The following is an 18,817-nucleotide window of genomic DNA, read 5'->3' as shown; positions in this document are numbered from 1 at the left end:
GGCCACCGGTCGAGCAGCCCGCCCTGAAAACACTCAGCAGCGCTCGACCCGCTCCACCGCCGCTACCCGACGCAGGCGGCGGATAACGCTGGCCAGATGATGGCGATCGTGCACGCCGACGAGAAACCGGATGGTGATCAATGCGCCGCTGCGTTCGGGGAAGGTGATGTTCTCGATATTGCAGTCGGAATCGGCGAACTTGGCGGTCAGCGTCGCCAACAGGCCTCGCTTGTTGCTGGCGGTCACACGCAACTCGACGTTGTATTCGCCGCTGACGTTGTCGGCCCAGGTCAGCTCCACCCGGTCCGCCGAGGCGCCCTTGCGCCGCGAATAGGCACAGCCGAAACGATGCACGACCAGGCCCCGGCCCATGCTCGCCTGGCCGTGGATGGCGTCGCCCGGTACCGGATGACAGCATTTGGCAAACTCGACCACCAGACCTTCCGTGCCTTCGACAGCCAGAGGCTTGGCGCGCCGGCCCTTGGCGATCGGTGCGTCGCCGGACAGAAAATGCCGGGCCACCAGCGGCGCCAGCCTCTTGCCCAGCCCGATCGCGGCATACAACGCCGGCAGGCTGGGCTCGTCCATCTCGGACAGGCCGCGGTCGATATCGGTGCGCGACAGACGCCGCAGCGACAGTCCCAGATCGCTGAGGGATTTGTCGAGCAGGCGCTGCCCCAGGCGTTCAGCCTTGTCGGCGCGCTGGTTCTTGAGAAAATTGCGTACGCCGTTGCGGGCTTTCGCGGTCTTGAGGAAATGCAGCCAGGCGGCGTTGGGCCGGGCGTGCTTGGCGGTTATGACGTCGACGGTCTGCCCCGACTCGAGCTGACTGTTGAGCGGCGCCAGATGCCCGTCGACGCGAGCCGCGACACAGCGATCACCCAGCTCGGTATGCACCGCATAGGCGAAATCGACACAGGTCGATCCCCGCGCCAGCCGTATGATCTTGCCCTTGGGCGTGAACACATAGACCTCGTCCGGGAACAGATCCATGCGCAGATCGTCGACGAAGGTCAGCGAATCGGCTTCGCCGACGTGCATTTCGGTGAGATGGCCGAGCCATTCCTCGGCGTCGAGATTGCCGAGCTTGCCGACCCGTTCGCCCAGCTTGTACTGCCAGTGCGCGGCGATGCCGCTCTCGGCGATCTGGTCCATTTCGCGGGTCCGGATCTGGACCTCGAACTTGATCCCGCCGCGGGCCATGACCGTGGTGTGCAACGACTGATAGCCGTTGAGTTTCGGATTGGCGATGAAATCGTTGAACTGCTCGGTGATCGGCCGGTACTGATGATGCACGATGCCCAGCGCCCGGTAGCAGTCGTCCACCGAATCGACGATCACGCGCACGCCGTAGAGATCGAACACGTCGAGAAAACGGCGGTGCTTTTCGCGCATCTTGCGATAGATGCTGTAGAGATTCTTGCGCCGTCCCTTGACGTTGGCGCCGATGCCTTCGGCCGCCAGCCCGCGCGACAACGTCTCCTCGATCTCGCGCAGCAAGCTGCGGCGGTCGCCGGTGATCGAACGGCTGGCGCGTTGCAGCACCGCGTAACGCTGGGGGTAGAGATTGGCGAAGCCGAGCTCCTCAAGTTCGACGCGCATGCTGTTGATACCCAGGCGTCGGGCGATCGGCGCATAGATATCCAGTGTCTCCTTGGCGATCAGGGCCCGCTTGGCGGCGGTCATGCCCTCGAGCGTGCGCATGTTATGCAGCCGGTCGGCCAGCTTCACCATGATGACCCGCAGGTCGTGGGTCATGGCCAGCATCAGCTTGCGAAAACTCTCGGCGGTAGCCTGTTCGCGGCTGTGGAACTGGGCCCTGTCGAGCTTGGACACGCCATCGACGAGATTGGCCACTTCCTTGCCGAAACGCGCCGCGACCTCATCGCGCGCGGCGTCGGTATCCTCGATCACGTCGTGCAGAATCGCGGCGATCAGCGTGGTCGCATCCAGTCGCATCTCGGCCAGGATCCGGGCGACCGCCAACGGATGATAGATATACGGCTCGCCGGTCTTGCGGAACTGTCCGCGATGCTGGCGCTCGCCAAACTCGTAGGCGGCGCGCACGCGCGCGATGGCCGGCTCCGGGAGATAGCTCTCCAGATGTTCGGCCAGGGTATCGATACCGAACTCGCGTGAGATGCGCGAGGTGCGGATACGACTCTGGATACGGGTGAATCCGCTGGTCAGTTCCATGCCTCCAGATTACCGGGAAGCCGGCCGGTTGACGACTGGAGCGTCAACCCACCTCGTGCGCGGACACGCCGAAGCCCTTACCTACCGCATGCGGGCATAAAAAAAGCCGCTGAAGACAGCGGCCTTTTTGCAACTGAACGCGTCGACAAGCGCTAGATATCGGCGTCGTCGGCCGCTTTGGCTTTCTTGGCCGCCTCGATATCGAGTTCGTCTTCGGTCGGCTCGGCGGGCCGCGGCGTATCCATGCTCGTGGAAATCGGCGGCAGGTCCGGCTCGTCCAGAATCGAGATATCGATCTCGCCCGCGGCGATCTCGCGCAGGGCCATCACGGTGGGCTTGTCGTCTTCCCAGGGCAACCGCGCATTGGCGCCGCGGGCGAGCTGGCGCGCGCGCTTGGCCGCGATGGTGGCCAGTTCGAACTTGTTGTTCACATGCTCAAGACAATCTTCGACCGTGACTCGTGCCATGCTTAGGTCTCGCTGGGGGATTAGTAAACAGCGTAGTTTACCGGCTCTTGCGCGCCGTGCACAAGGCGTTTATGTCGATTTCAGGAAAATACGCTCGAGTTCGGCGAGCGCATCCTCGAAACTGTCGTTGACGATCTGATAATCGTACTCGTCCGCGCGCGCCATCTCGTCGTCCGCCTCGGCCAGCCGGCGTGCGATGGCGGCATCATCGTCCGAGGCCCGGTCGCGCAGCCGTCGTTCGAGCTCCTCGCGCGACGGCGGCCGGATGAAGATGCTGATGGTGTCGGGCGCGCGCTCGCGCACCTGTCTCGCCCCCTGCCAGTCGATATCCAGCACCACATCCTGACCGTGCGCGATCCAGCGTTCGGTCTCGGCCGCCGAAGTGCCGTAGTAGCGATCGAACACCTGGGCGTATTCGAGAAACGCCCCGGCCTCGATCATCGCCTGGAAATCGGCCATCGGTACGAAGTGGTAGTCCACACCGTCCTGTTCGCCGGGGCGCGCGGCACGCGTGGTGTAGGACACCGAGAAACGGGCCTGGCGACCCACGCGTTCGAGACGCTCGATCAGGGCATGGGTCAGGCTGGTCTTGCCCGCACCCGAGGGCGCGGAAATGACGTACAGCTGACCGCGGGTATGTTTTGTCGACACGCTCACTACTCTATGTTCTGGACCTGTTCGCGCATCTGTTCGATGAGCACCTTCATTTCGAGCGCGTGCGCGGTCAGCTGCGCGTCCTGGGACTTGGAGCCCAGGGTATTGGCTTCGCGGTTGAACTCCTGCATGAGGAAATCCAACCGCCGGCCGACCGGCTCGTTCTTGGCCAGCGCCTGATCCAGCGCGGTGACATGGCTGTGCAGCCGGTCGAGTTCCTCGGCCACATCCATGCGCTGGGTGGTGAAGATGAGTTCCTGTTCCAGGCGTGCCGGATCGGTCTCCACGTCGAGCTCGGCCAGCCGGGCGTGCAGTTTGTCGTACCAGGCTTGCTTGACCTGCGGCAGGCGCGCGGCCGCTGCGTCGGCGTGCTCGGCGATCAGCCGGGCACGCTCGCGCAGCAACGCGGCCAGGCGTTCGCCCTCTTCGGCGCGCGTGGCCTGCAGCTGCGCCAGCGCATCGCCGAGCGCGGCCAGCGCGTCCCGGTTGAGCGCATCGGTATCGCCCTCGGCCTCACGCTGGACGCCGGGGAAAGTCAGCAGCCGCAGCGCGTCCGGCGCCCGACAATCGATCACCGTCGAGCGCACGTCGGACAGCGCCTGGGCGAGCGCTTCGAGGCGATCGTGGTCGATCTCGATGGTCTGGCTGGCATCGGCCGCGGCCAGCTTGACGCTGACGTCGATCTTGCCGCGCGACAGCTGCTTGCCCACGGCTTCACGCACCGCGGGCTCGAGCGCGCGCAGCGATTCGGGCAGACGCAGATGAATATCGAGATAACGGTGATTGACGCTGCGCAGTTCCCAGACGAGCTCTCCCCAGTCACCCTGGGCCTGGCTGCGTGCGAATCCGGTCATGCTGCGGGTCATGGGCCTGCCTGTATCGGTTGGGTCTCGGGCTGGCGGCGCAGTATCGCATAGCTGGCGGCGTCAACAGCAGCACCGGCGCCGGCACGGGGTCGACAGGCCGGCGCTGGTACACTCTGCGCCCCATTCAAGATCGATCCGACGAGGCAGAACCTTGACCACGCGACCCAGCGGCCGAGCACCCGATGAATTGCGCGCCGTGCATTTCGAGCGCAATTTTACCAAGCACGCAGCGGGTTCCGTCCTCGTGAGCTTCGGCGACACCCGCGTGATCTGCACCGCGAGCGTCGAAGAGCGCGTCCCGCCGTGGCTGCGCGGCCAGAACACCGGCTGGCTGACCGCCGAATACGGCATGCTGCCGGGCGCCACCGGCAGCCGTAATGGCCGCGAAGCCGCACGCGGCAAGCAAGGCGGGCGCACGGTCGAGATCCAGCGCCTGATCGGACGCAGCCTGCGCGCCGTCGTGGACATGAACGCGCTCGGCAGCCGCACGATCACCGTCGACTGTGATGTCATCCAGGCCGATGGCGGCACCCGGACCGCGTCGATCACCGGCGGCTATATCGCCCTGCTCGACGCCATGGATTCGCTGACCCGATCCGGCAAGCTCAAGAGCAATCCGATCCACGGCCAGATCGCCGCGGTGTCGGTAGGCATCTTCGACGGCACCCCGGTACTCGATCTCGACTATGCCGAAGACTCGCAGGCCGAAACCGATATGAACGTGGTCATGAATGAAGCCGGCGGTTTCATCGAGATCCAGGGCACGGCCGAGGGCCATGCCTTCAAGCGCGACGAACTCGACGCCCTGCTCGGCCATGCCGAAAAAGGCATCGGCGAACTGCTCGAGGCCCAGCGCGCCGCGCGCGCCTGATCCATGAGCACGGCAACGCGCTGGGTGCTGGCCTCCGGCAACGCCGGCAAGCTCGCCGAGATGCGCGCGCTGTTGGCGCCGCTGGCCATTGACCTGGTCGCCCAGAGCGATTTCGACGTGCCCGAGGCCGAGGAGACCGGCATCGGGTTCGTCGACAACGCCCTGATCAAGGCCCGTCATGCCGCTGCCCATACCGGCCTGCCCGCGATCGCGGACGATTCCGGGCTTGCAGTCGATGCCCTGGATGGCGCGCCGGGGGTTCATTCGGCGCGCTATGCCGGCACCCACGGCGACGATGCGGCCAACAACCGACTGCTGCTGGAACGGCTTGCCAACGTGGTCGACGCCGAACGGGGCGCGGCCTTTCATTGCTGTCTCGCCGCCACCCGCGGCGCGCGTGACCCGGCACCCTTCATCGCCCACGGCATCTGGCGTGGTTCGATTCTGCGCGCGCCGCGCGGCGACGGCGGCTTCGGCTACGACCCGCTGTTCTGGGTCGCCGAAGAGCGTGCCAGTGCCGGCGAACTGGCGCCGGCACGCAAGAATGCGATCAGCCACCGCGGCCGGGCCATGCAGCGTCTTATCGAGCAACTGCGTGCCGACGGCTGAGATCTCCGCCGCGACACAGCCCGCGCGCGCCGACCGGACCGGGATACCGCTGTCGGTCTATGTCCACCTGCCCTGGTGCGTGCGCAAATGCCCCTACTGTGATTTCAACTCGCATCGGGCGCCGGATACGCTGCCGGAAACCGCCTATGTCGACGCCCTGCTCGCCGACTGGACACTGGCAAGAGCCGACGAGCCGCGCCCTATCGATACCGTGTTCTTCGGCGGCGGCACGCCGAGCCTGTTCGCGCCCGCATCGATCGCCCGTATCCTGGCCGCGCTCGATGCCGGCCCGGGGCTCAGCCGCGACTGCGAGATCACGCTCGAGGCCAATCCCGGCACCACCGAACGCTCGCGGTTTGCCGATCTGCGCGCAGCCGGGGTCAATCGCCTGTCGCTGGGCATCCAGAGCCTGAATGACGACTGTCTCAAGGCGCTCGGCCGGATCCACGGCGCCGCCGAAGCGCTGTCCGCGATAGACGATGCTCAGCAGGCCGGCTTCGACCGCTTGAATTGCGACCTCATGTTCGGCCTGCCGGGACAGACTCTGGAAACGGCCATGGCCGACGTCGACCAGATCATCGCCCTCGATCCCGGACATATTTCCTATTACCAGCTCACCCTCGAACCCAATACGCCGTTCTACAAGCATCCGCCGGCACTGCCGCCCGACGACAGCGTCGCCGATATCTTCGAGGCGGCCCGCGAACGCCTGATCGCCGCCGGCCATGTGCAATATGAAGTCTCGGCCTGGGCGAAGCCCGGCGCGGCCTGCCGGCATAACGACAACTACTGGCGCTTCGGCGATTATCTGGGCGTGGGCGCCGGCGCCCACGGCAAGCGCACCCGCGCCGACGGCATCATCGAACGCACTGCGCGCGTGCGCTGGCCCACCGGCTATATGAGCGCGGCCGGTCAGCCGGTCTCGATTGCCGAGACACGCGAGCTGACTGCGGACGATGCTCGCTTCGAATGCCTGCTGGGCGCGCTGCGACGGCGGCAGGGCCTGTCCCGCCACGACTACGAAAGCCGGACTGGACTGGACTGGGACCAGCTGCTCGCCCATCTGACCACACCGTGCGACGACGGCCTGCTGGCTGTGCACGACGACCACCTCGCCGCCACCGAACGCGGCTGGTATTTCCTCGATTCAATTCTGGCGGAACTCGTTCCGGACCCGGCAGACGAGGCGCCCGACCATGCTTGAAGAAGCCGCCGTCACCTGCCCTTATTGCGGCGAGACGATCACTGTCCTCGTCGACTGTTCCGCCGGCCCGCAGCGATATGTCGAGGATTGTTTCGTCTGCTGCCAGCCGATCGAGCTGATAGTCGACGTCGACAGCGAAGGCGGCCTGGCCGGAATCGACGCGCGCCCGGAAAACGACTGACGCGATCGCATCCACTGCAGTGCAACGCGGGCCGACACGGTGCGACCAGGCGTTGACGGCCTGGCGCGTTGATTGTCGCGTATCGGCCAACGCCCGCTGGCGACGCGCCAACGGCTGATGCTCGGGGCCGTTCGCTAGTCGCGACGCGGCCGCGCCGGTATACTCGCCTATTCGATTATCCTGGCCTGCGGCACGCATTGTGCACTGCAGCGCCGATTCGCCGGACACGACGCACTCTGCATGGCCGACTACTCGCGCAAACAGGAAGCTCTGGACTATCACGCCAAACCCAAACCGGGGAAGCTGGCGATTTCGGTAACCAAGCCTTTCACGACCTACGGTGAGTTGTCGCTGGCGTATACGCCGGGCGTGGCCGAGCCGGTCAAGGCGATTCGCGACAATCCCGAAGATGCCTATCTCTACACTTCCAAGGGCAATCTCGTCGCCGTGATCAGCAACGGCACCGCGACGCTGGGGCTGGGCAACACCGGTGCGCTGGCTAGCAAGCCGGTCATGGAAGGCAAGGCGGTCCTGTTCAAGAAGTTCGCAGACGTCAACGTCTTCGATATCGAACTCGACACCGAGGACCCCAAGGAATTCATCGAAACCGTGGTGCGCATCGCGCCGACTTTCGGTGGCATCAATCTCGAGGATATCGCCGCCCCGCACTGCTTCGAGATCGAGCAGACGCTGATCGAGCGCCTGGATATCCCGGTCTTTCACGACGACCAGCACGGCACCGCCATCATCGTGGCCGCCGGACTGATCAACGCGCTGGAACTGCAGGGCAAGACGCTGGCCGACGCCAGGATCGTATGCATGGGCGCGGGCGCCGCCGGCGTGGCCTCGATGAAGCTGCTGCTCGAGATGGGTGCACAGCTCGAAAATGTATTCATGTGCGACAGCAAGGGCGTGATCCATTCCGATCGCGACGACCTGTCCGAGCAGAAGGCCCAGTTCGCCACCAAGACCGACCTGCGCACGGTCGATGACGCCATGGCCCAGGCCGATGTGTTCGTCGGATTGTCGGGCCCCGACACCGTCTCGAAAGCGCAGATCAAATCGATGCCGGCCAAACCGGTGGTATTCGCCCTGTCCAACCCGAATCCCGAGATCAGCCCCGAAGACGCCAAGAGCGTACGTGACGACCTGATCATGGCCACCGGGCGCAGCGACTACCCGAACCAGGTCAACAACGTTCTCGGTTTTCCGTATATCTTCCGCGGCGCGCTGGATGTGCGCGCCCGGCGCATCAACATGCAGATGTGCGTGGCGGCCGCGCGCGCCATGGGCGAACTGGCACGCCAGGCCGTTCCCAACAGCGTGCTGGAAGCGCATGATCAGAAGCAGATGGCGTTCGGACCGGATTACATCATTCCGAGCCCGTTTGATCCGCGCCTGATCGATTTCATACCGCCCGCCGTCGCGACTGCCGCGATCGAAACCGGCGTGGCACGCACCGAATACCCTTCGCATTATCCGCAGCCGGTGGTCGACGCCACCACGGACTGATCCAGTTCACTGCGGGCAAAAACCGGGAGATCGTAGATGACCGAGAAAGCCTTTACGCTGAATAATCCGAGCAACGACAACACCACCGAACTGCCGGTGATCGAGGGCAGCCTCGGCACCCCTGCTGTCGATGTGCGCGGGCTCAACACCAAGCAGGGCGTGTTCACCTACGATCCGGCGTTCACCGCGACCTGCAGTTGCACCTCCGATATCACCTTCATCGACGGTGAGAACGGCATCCTGATGTATCGCGGCTATCCGGTCGATCAGTTGGCCGAGAAATCCAGCTTTCTGGAAGTCTGTTACCTGCTGCTCAACGGCGAGTTGCCGAACGCGCCGGAAATGGATGAGTTCCGCGATGCGATCACGCATCACACGATGCTCAACGAGTCGCTGGTGAAGTTCTACGACGGCTTCCACTACGACGCCCACCCGATGGCCATGCTCACGGGCATCGTCGGTTCGCTGTCAGCGTTCTATCACGACACCACCGATGTCAATAACCCCGAGCATCGCGAGATCTTCGCGCGCCGCATGATCGCCAAGATGCCCACGATCGCGGCCGCCGCCTACAAGCACTCGATCGGCCAGCCCAAGATCGGGCCCAAGAACCATCTCGACTACGCCTCGAACTTCCTGCGCATGTGCTTTGCCGTGCCGGCCGAGGAATACGAGATCGACCCGGTGGCCGCCAAGGCGCTGGACGTGCTGTTCATTCTGCACGCCGATCACGAGCAGAACGCGTCCACCTCGACCGTGCGCATGGCCGGCTCCACCGGCGCCAACCCCTACGCCGCGATCTCCACCGGCATCGCCGCGCTCTGGGGGCCGGCGCATGGCGGTGCCAACGAGGCGGTGCTCAACATGCTCAGCCAGATCGGCGACGTGTCGCAGGTCGGCAAGTACGTGGAGAAAGCCAAGGACAAGGACGATCCGTTCCGTCTGATGGGCTTCGGTCATCGGGTCTACAAGAACTTCGACCCGCGCGCCACGATCATCCGTGGCTACTGCCACGAGATCCTCGAGCACTTCGGCATGCAGAACAACAAGTTGTTCGAGCTGGCCCTGGAACTCGAGCGCATCGCCCTGGAAGACGACTACTTCATCGAGCGCAAGCTGTATCCGAACGTGGATTTCTATTCCGGCATCATCTACCAGGCGCTGGGTATTCCGATCAACATGTTCACGCCCATGTTCGCGATCGCGCGTACTGTCGGCTGGGCCGCGCACTGGTCGGAAATGATGGCCGACCCCGGCATGCGCATCGCGCGTCCGCGTCAGGTCTACACCGGTTACGAACTGCGCGACTACATCAATATCGACAAGCGCTGAAGCAGACACGGCGCGGGCGGCACCCGCCGTCTGCGCCGTTTTCGACCGGCGCGGAGGGGCACAGATGAGTACTGCAAACGCGCCCGCCTCTTCACGCGTACTGCTGTGCCGGCAGTGCGACCGGCTCATGACCCTGCCGCAGCGCGCACCGGGCGAATCGGCCCATTGCCCGCGCTGTCATCACCATGTCGCCCCCGCCGCCCAGCGCGACGTCCAACGCACGCTGGCCTGGGCGCTGGCCGCCGCGATCATGCTCGGCCTGGTTTTCGCCTTCGATTTCCTGAGCTTCTCGACCCGCGGTATCGGCCACACGATGTCGTTTCTCGACGCCGCCCAGTCCCTGCTCGGTTACCACTATCCGTCGCTGGCGATCCTGCTGCTGGCCACCACCGTCGGTCTGCCCGCGCTCTATCTGTTCGCGTTGATCTATCTGTGCCTGGGCGTGCGGGCCGGCGCCCGACTGCCCGGCGCGATCGTGTTGGCCCGTATTCTGCGCCCGCTCGAGCCCTGGCTGATGTCGGATGTGTTCATCGTTGGCGTGCTGGTGGCATTGATCAAGATCATAGCGCTGGCCGATATTCATATCGGGGCGTCGTTCATTGCGTTCTGTGTCTATTCGCTGCTGCTGATCCGTACCTTCACGCTGGTCGACTGGATCACGCTCTGGGACGGCATCGCCCCGCAGGGCGTGCTCGACGCCCATGTCGTCGCGCGTCTGGACTATGAGCGCAGCGGCGAAAGCCAGCGGCTGATGGTCTGCCACGCCTGTGATACGCCGTTCCTGATCAATCCGGCGCATCGCTGCCCGCGTTGCAGGAAAAGACACTGGAGCCACGGTGCCGATCGTGTGCAATTGACTTGGGCACTACTGGTGGCGGCGCTGATCCTGTACATTCCGGCCAATGTCTATCCGATCCTGTCGACCGTGACGCTGGGCGAAGCCGAGCCCCAGACCATCATCGGTGGCGTGGTCCATCTGGCGGCGGCCGGCTCCTGGCCGATCGCGCTGGTGATCTTCGTGGCCAGTATTGTCGTACCGATCAGCAAGATCGTGGCAATGGCCTGGCTGTGCCTGGCCGCCCAGTTCGGCTGGTATCGCAATGCGCTCGACAAGACCCGGCTGTACCGGATTACCGAAAAGATTGGCCGCTGGTCGATGATCGATGTGTTCGTGGTCGCCATACTCGGTTCGCTGGTCCAGGCCGGGGCGCTCATGGCAATCCACCCCGGCCCGGCGGCGCTATCGTTTGCGGCGGTCGTGGTCATCACCATGATTGCCGCGCTGACCTTCGACACCCGTCTGCTGTGGCGACCCGCGGATCACAGCGACAGCAACCCGCGCTTTCGCCCCGACCACCCCGTTGCCCCTGAATGAGCGAACCCACTGACCACAAGACACAGGCGCACGCAGACGAGCCAGCGGCGCAAGATAACGCTGCAGTGCTGAGCCGGCCGAAACGTGGGCGGTTGTCGCCGGTCTGGCTGATTCCCTTGGGCGCCGCCCTGATCGGAGCCTGGCTGATCTATCAGAACATCGTCTCCAAGGGCCCGGAAATCACGCTGGCAGTGGCCACCGCGGACGGCATCGAGGCCGGCAGCACGCAGGTCAAGGTGCGCAGCGTGGAGGTCGGCCACGTCACGCAGGTACATCTGGCCGACGACTACAACGGCGCGATCGTCACCGTGCGCATGGACCCGGACACCGCCGATCTGCTGGTCGCCGACAGCCGCTTCTGGATCGTCAAGCCGCGGGTCGGCCGCCAGGGCATCAGTGGCCTGGGCACGATTCTGTCGGGCGCCTATATCCAGCTGCAGCCGGGCAGCTCCGACACCGAACAATACGAATTCGACGTGCGCGACAGTGCGCCGGCTATTTCCACCGACGAGCCGGGCATTTCGTTCAGCCTGACCAGCGATAACGACAATTCGCTCGCCGTGGGCGACCCGATCATCTACCAGGGCCAGACCGTGGGCCAGATCGAGTCGACCCATTTCAACATCGAAAAGAAACGCATGGACTATCAGGTCTTTGTGCGCGAACCGTTCTCGACGCTGGTCAGCGATACCACCCAGTTCTGGCTGCGCTCGGGGATCGATTTTCACCTGGGCTCGGACGGCGTCGATGTCCAGTTGGGTTCGATCCAGAGCGTACTTGCCGGCGGTGTCACCTTCGGTCAGCCGGACGGCGTGGAAAACGGCAAGCCGGCCCAGGATGGCGCCCACTACGAACTCTATGCCACCCGCAACGCCGCGGTACAGGATCGCTTCGACGACAAGATCGAGTACGTGATCCTGCTCGACGATTCCGTGCGCGGGCTGAGCCCCGGCGCGCCGGTCGAATATCGCGGCCTGCGTGTGGGCACGGTCGAGGAAGTGCCGTTCTTCCGTGACGACTTCGACTTCAAACGCTACTCGAATTTCAAGATACCGGTTCTCATCGCGATCGAGCCGCAACGTCCGTCCAACAGCTGGTCGAACTGGAGCGATGCGCAGTGGCGGGAGAACATGGAACGGTTCTTCAAGAACGGCCTGCGCGCGACCATCAAGTCCGGCAATCTGCTGACCGGCGCCATGTTCATAGACATGCAGTTCGAGAACGGCGGCGACGATTACCAGGCCAGCACGCTCGGCGATTACGCCGTGTTTCCGAGTGTGCCCAGCAGCATCACCAGCATCCAGCAGCAGCTGTCGAGCCTGATGGATCGCCTCAACGCCATCGACGTCCGGCCCATCGTCAACGACCTCAAGCACACGCTCGAGACCTCGAACGCGACGCTCGACGAGTTGCACAAGGCCACCCGCAGCATCAACCGCCTGCTGTCGGATTCCGACACCCGGGCGTTGCCCGGCGAGGTCCGCGAGTCGCTGTCGCAACTGCAGCAGACGCTGGACGGTTTCCAGCAGGGCGCGCCGGCCTACGATCAGCTCGACCGGTCGATGAATCGCCTGAACCGCGTACTCGACGATGTCGCCCCGCTGGCACGTACGCTGCGCAACGACCCGAACGCCCTCATCTTCGGTCCGCCCGACGGCAAGGACCCCATACCGAAGGCTGCCCGATGACCCGTTTTTGTCTGACTCTGAGCTGCTGCGTCCTCCTGCTGACGGGTTGCGCCGGCAGCGGTGGCGCGCCATCGATGTTCCTGCTCGATACCAGCGCGCCGGCCGTACGTGCCAGCCATGTCGCCGCCCCCGTGCTGATCATCGACCGGGTCACCGTCGCTCCCTATCTGGATGATAGCGGCATCGTCTATCAGACCGAACCGCATCGCGTGGTCATGGCCAACAACAATCGCTGGGCCTCGCCGCTGGCGACACAGCTGACCGACGGCCTCTATTCAGCGCTCGACGGCAGCGTGAACAACGCCCATATCCAGCGCCCGGGAAGCAACGCACCGGCCTCGGCGCTGCATCTGGTCACCCGGGTCGACCAGTTCATGGGCCATTACGACGGCTATGCCCATATCGCCGGCCAGTGGCAGCTTGTCGACGCCAGCGGCACGCGGCTTGCCGGGCGTCACTTCGAGCAGCGCCTGCCCTTGCAGAACGACGGCTACGACGCCCTGGTCGAAAGCCTCTCGCGTGGCTGGCGGATGACCGCGGAAAGCCTTGTACCGCCCCTGTCGGAAACCCTCGCCACGCAGTAGCCGCGGTGCCGCAGGCGCCCTGTTTTCGATGCCTGTTCAGCCTGTGTTTGTGCCTCGACACTATCCTTGGACGCGCTGACAGTGAATCAGTGACCAGGAGATGATAGATGAAGAATCAGACACACAATCGCACCCTTGCCGCCGCCATGGCCGTCAGCCTGATCGCCGGCAGCGGTATGGCCCTCGCCGCCAGCGACAGCGGTGACAGCATGGGCTCAAACGACAGCAGCATGATGTCCAAGGACAGCGTGGCCAAGGACTCGGTGTCGATGAAGGCGCCGATGCTCGAGGTCGCGGACCAGAAGATCGCGGACGACACCGTGGTCATCAAGGATCTGTATGTGCCGCAGGATGGCTATCTGGTCATCCACGCCGCCGACGCGGATGGCAAGCTCAAGGCGCCCGAGTCGATTGGCCACATGATGATCAGGAAAGGCGAGCACGCGGATGTGAAGATCAAGCTGGACGAGCCGGTCGAATCCGGCGACAAGCTCTTTGCCATGCTGCACGACGACACCGGCGCGCACGGCAGCTACGAGTTCGCCGAGTCCGGCGGCAAGAAGGACGGCGCCATGAAAGCCGACAACAAGCCGGTGATCAAACCCTTCATGGTCCAATAGCGGTCGAACAGATCAGCGACGGATGTCGCATACAAAAAAAGCGGGCCAGTGGCCCGCTTTTTTAATGCGCAACGTTTAACCGTCGGCAATCTAACGCTTCATCGAATCGAAGAACTCGGCGTTGGTCTTGGTCTGCTTCATGCGATCGATGAGCAGTTCCATTGCGGCCACGTCGTCCATGCTGTGGAGCAGCTTGCGCAGCACCCACATGCGTGACAACTCGTCCTGCGAGACCAGTTTCTCTTCCCGACGTGTGCCGGAACGATTGACGTGGATCGCCGGGTAGATGCGTTTCTCGGCAATACGGCGATCCATATGGACCTCCATGTTGCCGGTGCCCTTGAACTCCTCGTAGATGACCTCGTCCATCTTCGAACCGGTCTCGACCAGCGCGGTGGCGATGATGGTCAGGCTGCCGCCCTCTTCCACGTTACGCGCCGCACCGAAGAAACGCTTGGGCCGCTGCAGGGCGTTGGCATCGACGCCACCGGTGAGCACCTTGCCCGAGGACGGCGCCACGGTGTTGTAGGCACGCGCCAGGCGGGTGAGCGAATCCAGCAGAATGACGACATCCTTCTTGTGCTCGACCAGGCGCTTGGCTTTTTCGATGACCATGTCGGCCACCTGCACATGGCGCGATGCCGGCTCGTCGAAGGTCGAGGAGACCACTTCGCCGCGCACCGAACGCTCCATCTCGGTGACTTCCTCGGGGCGCTCGTCGATGAGCAGCACGATCAGATGGCAGTCGGGGCTGTTCTGCGCAATCGACTGAGCGATGTTCTGCAGCATCATGGTCTTGCCGGCCTTGGGCGGCGAAACCACCAGGCCGCGCTGGCCCCTGCCGAACGGCGCGACCAGATCGATGGTGCGCGCGGTGATGTCCTCGGTGGAGCCGTTGCCCAGCTCCATGATCAACCGTTCGGTCGGGAACAGCGGCGTGAGATTCTCGAACAGCACCTTGCCCTTGGATTTCTCGGGCGGATCCTCGTTGATCTCGTCGACCTTGAGCAGCGCGAAATAACGCTCGGATTCCTTGGGCGGACGGATGCGTCCGCTGACCGTGTCGCCGGTGCGCAGCGAGAAACGACGAATCTGGCTCGGCGAGACATAGATATCGTCCGGCCCGGCCATATAGGAGGATTCACTGGCACGCAGGAAGCCGAAGCCATCCGACAGGGTCTCGAGCACGCCATCGCCGTAGATGCGCTCGCCCGACTTCGCATGCCCCTTGAGCATGGCGAAGATCAGATCCTGCTTGCGCATGCGGGTCAGGTTGTCCAGACCCATCTCCTGCGCCATCTCCATCAGCTCGGCGGCCGTCTTCTGCTTGAGCTCGCTGAGATTGAGGATCGGCCCGTCACCGGCAACTCCGGCATAGGCCTCGAATTCGGCCTCGTCGATATCCTCGTTGGGCGGATTGTTGCCGCCCTTGTTGGGCCCACCGCGACCGCGATTGCCGTTGTTGTTCCGCGGCGGTTTGTTACCGCCGCCACCGCCGCCGCCATTGGGCGTCTTGCGCCGGCGTCCGCGGCGGTTGTTGCCACCACCGTTACCGCCGTTATTGTTGGAATCCTTGGACTGGCGTTCGTCGAGTGTTTCTTCGGACACGGTTATCTACAAGTTGCAGCAAAGCACGATGTGCTTCGCAGTGAACGGACGGGTGATTGGCATAGCATCATGGGGGTTGTCCTTTCGGATCGGACCGCACGGGCCGGATCGAAAGCGGGCCGCCGGCGAATGCCGACGGCCGAATCTATTGCTAGATGTGCTGGTCGACAAATTCGGCCAGTTGGGTCTTGGACACGGAACCGACCTTGGTTCCGGCCACTTCACCGTCCTTGAACAGCATCAGCGTGGGAATGCCACGGATGCCATAGCGGGGCGGCGTATTCGGGTTGTCGTCGATATTCAACTTCGCCACGGTCAGGCGACCGTCGTACTCGTCGGCGATTTCGTCGAGTACCGGTGCGATCATCTTGCACGGGCCACACCATTCGGCCCAGTAATCAACCAGCACGGGGCCGGGCGCGGACAGCACATCCTTGTCGAAGCTGTCGTCGCTGACTTTTACGATATTTTCACTCATGGACGTCCTCGATAATAAAGCAGGACAAAATAGACTAAAGGTTTGCTACTGCATGCCCACCCATTCGCATGGGCGCGGCACCAACTGGCAGGTAGTTAAGGGCTACAGCGGAAATTTGCAAGCTGCACGGACGTAAGCCATCCGGCGAGGCCACCCGACAACCGTGACGGTCACAAGCTGTTATAGTGGGGGTTGCTGAAAAACGGTGCTGAAATACGAGCCAACCGACTCGGGCAGAGCAGCGAATCTCTGTGTTCGCAACGATGACTGCTATTGGAGCCTATATCGGCATGTTTTTCAACCCCTGTGCGATATCGTTGTCATCGCGGATTCTCGCACCCGTATTTCAAGGGCTCATATGACCGAAACCCAACCCGTTGACGCGCCGGAACAGAAAAAGCTGCTCACCGACACGCGTCTCGACAGCCTTGGGCTGCACCAGACAATCCTCACCGGCCTTGTACAGCGTGGTTTTTCGCACGCCACGCCGATCCAGGCGGAAACGCTGCCGCTGGCACTCGAAGGCCACGATATCGCCGGCCAGGCTCATACCGGCACCGGCAAGACCGCGGCTTTCCTGCTCGCCACGCTGCATCGTCTGCTTAAGGACAAACCCCAGCCGAGCGAGCATGCCCCCGCCAAGGCCAGCCAGCCGCGCGCGCTGATTCTTGCGCCCACACGCGAACTGGCCGACCAGATCTACAACGACGCCCTGCCCCTCGCGGCCGATACCGGCCTGAAGTGCGTTGTCTGTTATGGCGGCACCGGCTATGAAGAACAGCGCCAGGCGATTACCGACGGCGTCGATATTCTCATCGGCACGCCGGGCCGACTGATCGACTACTACAAGCAGAAGATCTACACGCTCAAGGCCATCGAAGTGGCCGTGCTCGACGAAGCCGATCGCATGTTCGATCTCGGCTTCATCGACGATATCCGCTACATGTTCCGCCAGATGCCGCCGCCCGCTAACCGCCAGAATCTGCTGTTTTCGGCAACGCTGTCACACCGCGTGCTGGAACTGGCCTACGAGCACATGAACAGCCCCACGCTGATTCGCACCGACACCGAGACAGTGAATATCGGCGCGATAACGCAGAAGCTCTACCATGTGTCCAAGGACGACAAGCTCGCCCTGCTCCTCGGCACGCTGCGCAGCGTCGACAACGGTCGTACGCTGATCTTCATCAATACCAAACGCACCGCGGAATTCGTCGAGGACGGCCTCAACGCCAACGGCTTCAAGGCGGCCACGCTGTCCGGCGACGTCGCTCAGAACAAGCGCCTGCGCCTGCTCGAGGATTTCAAGCGGGGCGAACTGCCGATCATGGTGGCCACCGACGTGGCCGCGCGCGGCCTGCATATCCCGGACGTGACTCACGTGATCAACTTCGATCTGCCGCAGGATGCGCAGGACTACGTCCACCGCATCGGTCGCACGGCACGCGCCGGCAACACCGGGTACGCCATTTCCTTTGCCTGCGAGGAATATGTCTATTCCCTGCCGGACATCGAAGCCTATATCGAGCACAAGATCGAAGCCGAGATGCCGCAGAACGAGGCATTCGCCGACAACGTCGTCGTGCCGGCGCGCCGGCCGCGCAAGCCGCGCGGTGGGGGGCGCCGCAGCGGTGGATCGGGACGGCCGCGCTCGCGCCGGGCCTGACCGTCTGAAAAGGCACCGCCAGGCGCCAACGCGCCTGGCGACTTTTTCGACTCTGACAGCGACAGGGTATGATGCGGCGCTCAATCCGCCTGCCGACGCTGCCATGGAACTCACCCGCGAACTGCTCGACCACGTCTGCGACATCGCTGTCGCTGCCGGCCAGAAAACCCTGCCGATCTACCACAGTGACTTCGACGTCGAGACCAAGAGCGACGACAGCCCGCTGACCCAGGCCGACCTGGCCGCGCATCGCAGCATCAAGGCCGATCTGGACAAGCTCACGCCGGACACGAAACAGCTGTCCGAGGAAGGCGCATCGATCGCCTTCGAAGAGCGCGGCACGTGGAACGAATACTGGCTTATCGATCCGCTCGACGGGACCCGCGAGTTCGTCAAGAAGAACGATCAGTTCACGATCAATATCGCGCTTATTCGCGACCACGAGCCGGTGCTCGGCGTGGTGTATGCGCCGGTGCTGGATACGATATGGTTCGCCGCGCGTGAAATCGGCGCCTTTCGCCAGGTCGGCGAGGACGCGCCCCAGGCCATCCACAGCGCAGACGCCCACACCGCCAAGCCGCGCGTGCTGGTCTCGCGTTCGCATCGCTCGCCGGAAATCGACGCCCTGCTCGCGCGCATGCCCGACTACGAGCCGGTCAGCATGGGCTCATCGCTCAAGTTCTGTGTCATCGCCGAGGGTTCCGCGGATTTCTATCCGCGTCTGGGCCCCACCAGCGAATGGGATACCGCCGCCGGCCATGCCGTGCTCGCCGTTGCGGGAGGTGACGTTATCGACGTGCACGGTCAGCATCTGCGCTACAACGAGACCGACAGCGTGCTCAACGACTGGTTTCTGGCCTACGGCGACAGCCGCCACGACTGGCAGGCCTACCTGCCCGAATAGGC

18 protein-coding genes are annotated in these 18,817 nt (G+C 63.8%); 12 read left to right on the top strand and 6 right to left on the bottom strand.

Annotated elements, in window-relative coordinates:
• Window positions 1-33 precede the first annotated feature (33 nt).
• The 4 genes from ACFOSU_RS01975 to ACFOSU_RS01960 all read right to left on the bottom strand — a co-directional run bounded on the left by ACFOSU_RS01975 (window position 34) and on the right by ACFOSU_RS01960 (window position 4,183).
• Entirely contained in the window at window positions 34-2,196 is a 2,163-nt protein-coding gene (locus tag ACFOSU_RS01975; RefSeq protein ID WP_380685920.1) for a RelA/SpoT family protein, read from the bottom strand.
• A gap of 152 nt (window positions 2,197-2,348) precedes the next feature.
• Window positions 2,349-2,663 carry a DNA-directed RNA polymerase subunit omega gene (rpoZ, locus tag ACFOSU_RS01970; RefSeq protein WP_380685918.1) on the bottom strand — a complete coding sequence of 105 codons (315 nt, stop codon included), beginning with the start codon at window positions 2,661-2,663 and terminating at the stop codon, window positions 2,349-2,351.
• A 69-nt stretch (window positions 2,664-2,732) separates the two neighbouring features.
• Entirely contained in the window at window positions 2,733-3,314 is a 582-nt protein-coding gene (gene gmk / locus ACFOSU_RS01965) for a guanylate kinase (protein WP_380685916.1), read from the bottom strand.
• Window positions 3,315-3,319: 5 nt separating this feature from the next.
• Window positions 3,320-4,183 (bottom strand): YicC/YloC family endoribonuclease, encoded by an 864-nt coding sequence (locus ACFOSU_RS01960; protein WP_380685914.1) that lies wholly within the window; start codon window positions 4,181-4,183, stop codon window positions 3,320-3,322.
• A 151-nt stretch (window positions 4,184-4,334) separates the two neighbouring features.
• On the opposite strand from ACFOSU_RS01960, the gene rph reads away from it, so the two are divergent.
• The 10 genes from rph to ACFOSU_RS01910 all read left to right on the top strand — a co-directional run bounded on the left by rph (window position 4,335) and on the right by ACFOSU_RS01910 (window position 14,159).
• The gene (gene rph / locus ACFOSU_RS01955) at window positions 4,335-5,054 is read left to right on the top strand and encodes a ribonuclease PH (protein ID WP_380685912.1); all 720 of its coding nucleotides are present in this window, start codon (window positions 4,335-4,337) and stop codon (window positions 5,052-5,054) included.
• 3 nt (window positions 5,055-5,057) lie between these two features.
• Window positions 5,058-5,663, top strand: coding sequence for an RdgB/HAM1 family non-canonical purine NTP pyrophosphatase (gene rdgB / locus ACFOSU_RS01950; RefSeq protein ID WP_380685910.1), 606 nt, complete (start codon window positions 5,058-5,060; stop codon window positions 5,661-5,663).
• Complete coding sequence (gene hemW / locus ACFOSU_RS01945) at window positions 5,650-6,867, top strand: radical SAM family heme chaperone HemW (protein WP_380685908.1); 1,218 nt, start codon at window positions 5,650-5,652, stop codon at window positions 6,865-6,867. Before rdgB ends, hemW begins: the two co-directional genes overlap by 14 nt.
• Complete coding sequence (locus tag ACFOSU_RS01940; RefSeq protein ID WP_380685906.1) at window positions 6,860-7,048, top strand: CPXCG motif-containing cysteine-rich protein; 189 nt, start codon at window positions 6,860-6,862, stop codon at window positions 7,046-7,048. Before hemW ends, ACFOSU_RS01940 begins: the two co-directional genes overlap by 8 nt.
• A 240-nt stretch (window positions 7,049-7,288) precedes the next feature.
• Window positions 7,289-8,560, top strand: a complete 1,272-nt coding sequence (locus tag ACFOSU_RS01935) for a malic enzyme-like NAD(P)-binding protein (RefSeq protein WP_380685904.1) — start codon at window positions 7,289-7,291, stop codon at window positions 8,558-8,560.
• Between the two features lie 36 nt (window positions 8,561-8,596).
• Window positions 8,597-9,892 carry a citrate synthase gene (locus ACFOSU_RS01930; protein ID WP_380685902.1) on the top strand — a complete coding sequence of 432 codons (1,296 nt, stop codon included), beginning with the start codon at window positions 8,597-8,599 and terminating at the stop codon, window positions 9,890-9,892.
• 64 nt (window positions 9,893-9,956) lie between these two features.
• Complete coding sequence (locus ACFOSU_RS01925) at window positions 9,957-11,267, top strand: PqiA/YebS family transporter subunit (RefSeq protein ID WP_380685899.1); 1,311 nt, start codon at window positions 9,957-9,959, stop codon at window positions 11,265-11,267.
• The gene (gene pqiB / locus ACFOSU_RS01920) at window positions 11,264-12,955 is read left to right on the top strand and encodes an intermembrane transport protein PqiB (RefSeq protein WP_380685897.1); all 1,692 of its coding nucleotides are present in this window, start codon (window positions 11,264-11,266) and stop codon (window positions 12,953-12,955) included. The genes ACFOSU_RS01925 and pqiB overlap by 4 nt, the downstream gene beginning before the upstream one ends.
• Window positions 12,952-13,539, top strand: coding sequence for a PqiC family protein (locus tag ACFOSU_RS01915; RefSeq protein WP_380685895.1), 588 nt, complete (start codon window positions 12,952-12,954; stop codon window positions 13,537-13,539). Before pqiB ends, ACFOSU_RS01915 begins: the two co-directional genes overlap by 4 nt.
• Before the next feature lie 107 nt (window positions 13,540-13,646).
• Window positions 13,647-14,159, top strand: coding sequence for a DUF7282 domain-containing protein (locus ACFOSU_RS01910; RefSeq protein WP_380685894.1), 513 nt, complete (start codon window positions 13,647-13,649; stop codon window positions 14,157-14,159).
• A gap of 90 nt (window positions 14,160-14,249) precedes the next feature.
• Here the strand turns inward: ACFOSU_RS01910 and rho are convergent, their stop codons facing one another.
• Window positions 14,250-15,509, bottom strand: a complete 1,260-nt coding sequence (rho, locus tag ACFOSU_RS01905; protein ID WP_380686443.1) for a transcription termination factor Rho — start codon at window positions 15,507-15,509, stop codon at window positions 14,250-14,252.
• A 409-nt stretch (window positions 15,510-15,918) separates the two neighbouring features.
• Window positions 15,919-16,245 carry a thioredoxin TrxA gene (gene trxA / locus ACFOSU_RS01900; protein ID WP_380685892.1) on the bottom strand — a complete coding sequence of 109 codons (327 nt, stop codon included), beginning with the start codon at window positions 16,243-16,245 and terminating at the stop codon, window positions 15,919-15,921.
• A 358-nt stretch (window positions 16,246-16,603) separates the two neighbouring features.
• On the opposite strand from trxA, the gene ACFOSU_RS01895 reads away from it, so the two are divergent.
• Together ACFOSU_RS01895 and cysQ are read left to right on the top strand one after the other, a co-directional pair.
• The gene (locus ACFOSU_RS01895; RefSeq protein ID WP_380685891.1) at window positions 16,604-17,911 is read left to right on the top strand and encodes a DEAD/DEAH box helicase; all 1,308 of its coding nucleotides are present in this window, start codon (window positions 16,604-16,606) and stop codon (window positions 17,909-17,911) included.
• Window positions 17,912-18,014: 103 nt separating this feature from the next.
• Window positions 18,015-18,815, top strand: a complete 801-nt coding sequence (gene cysQ, locus ACFOSU_RS01890) for a 3'(2'),5'-bisphosphate nucleotidase CysQ (RefSeq protein ID WP_380685889.1) — start codon at window positions 18,015-18,017, stop codon at window positions 18,813-18,815.
• The last annotated feature ends 2 nt before the right edge of the window (window positions 18,816-18,817 follow it).

Origin of the sequence: Salinisphaera aquimarina, assembly GCF_042643355.1 — a bacterium.
GTDB classification, from domain to species: Bacteria; Pseudomonadota; Gammaproteobacteria; order Nevskiales; family Salinisphaeraceae; genus Salinisphaera; species Salinisphaera aquimarina.
Note: the sequence above shows the minus strand (reverse complement) of the source record. Positions and strands in the feature narration are given on the sequence as shown.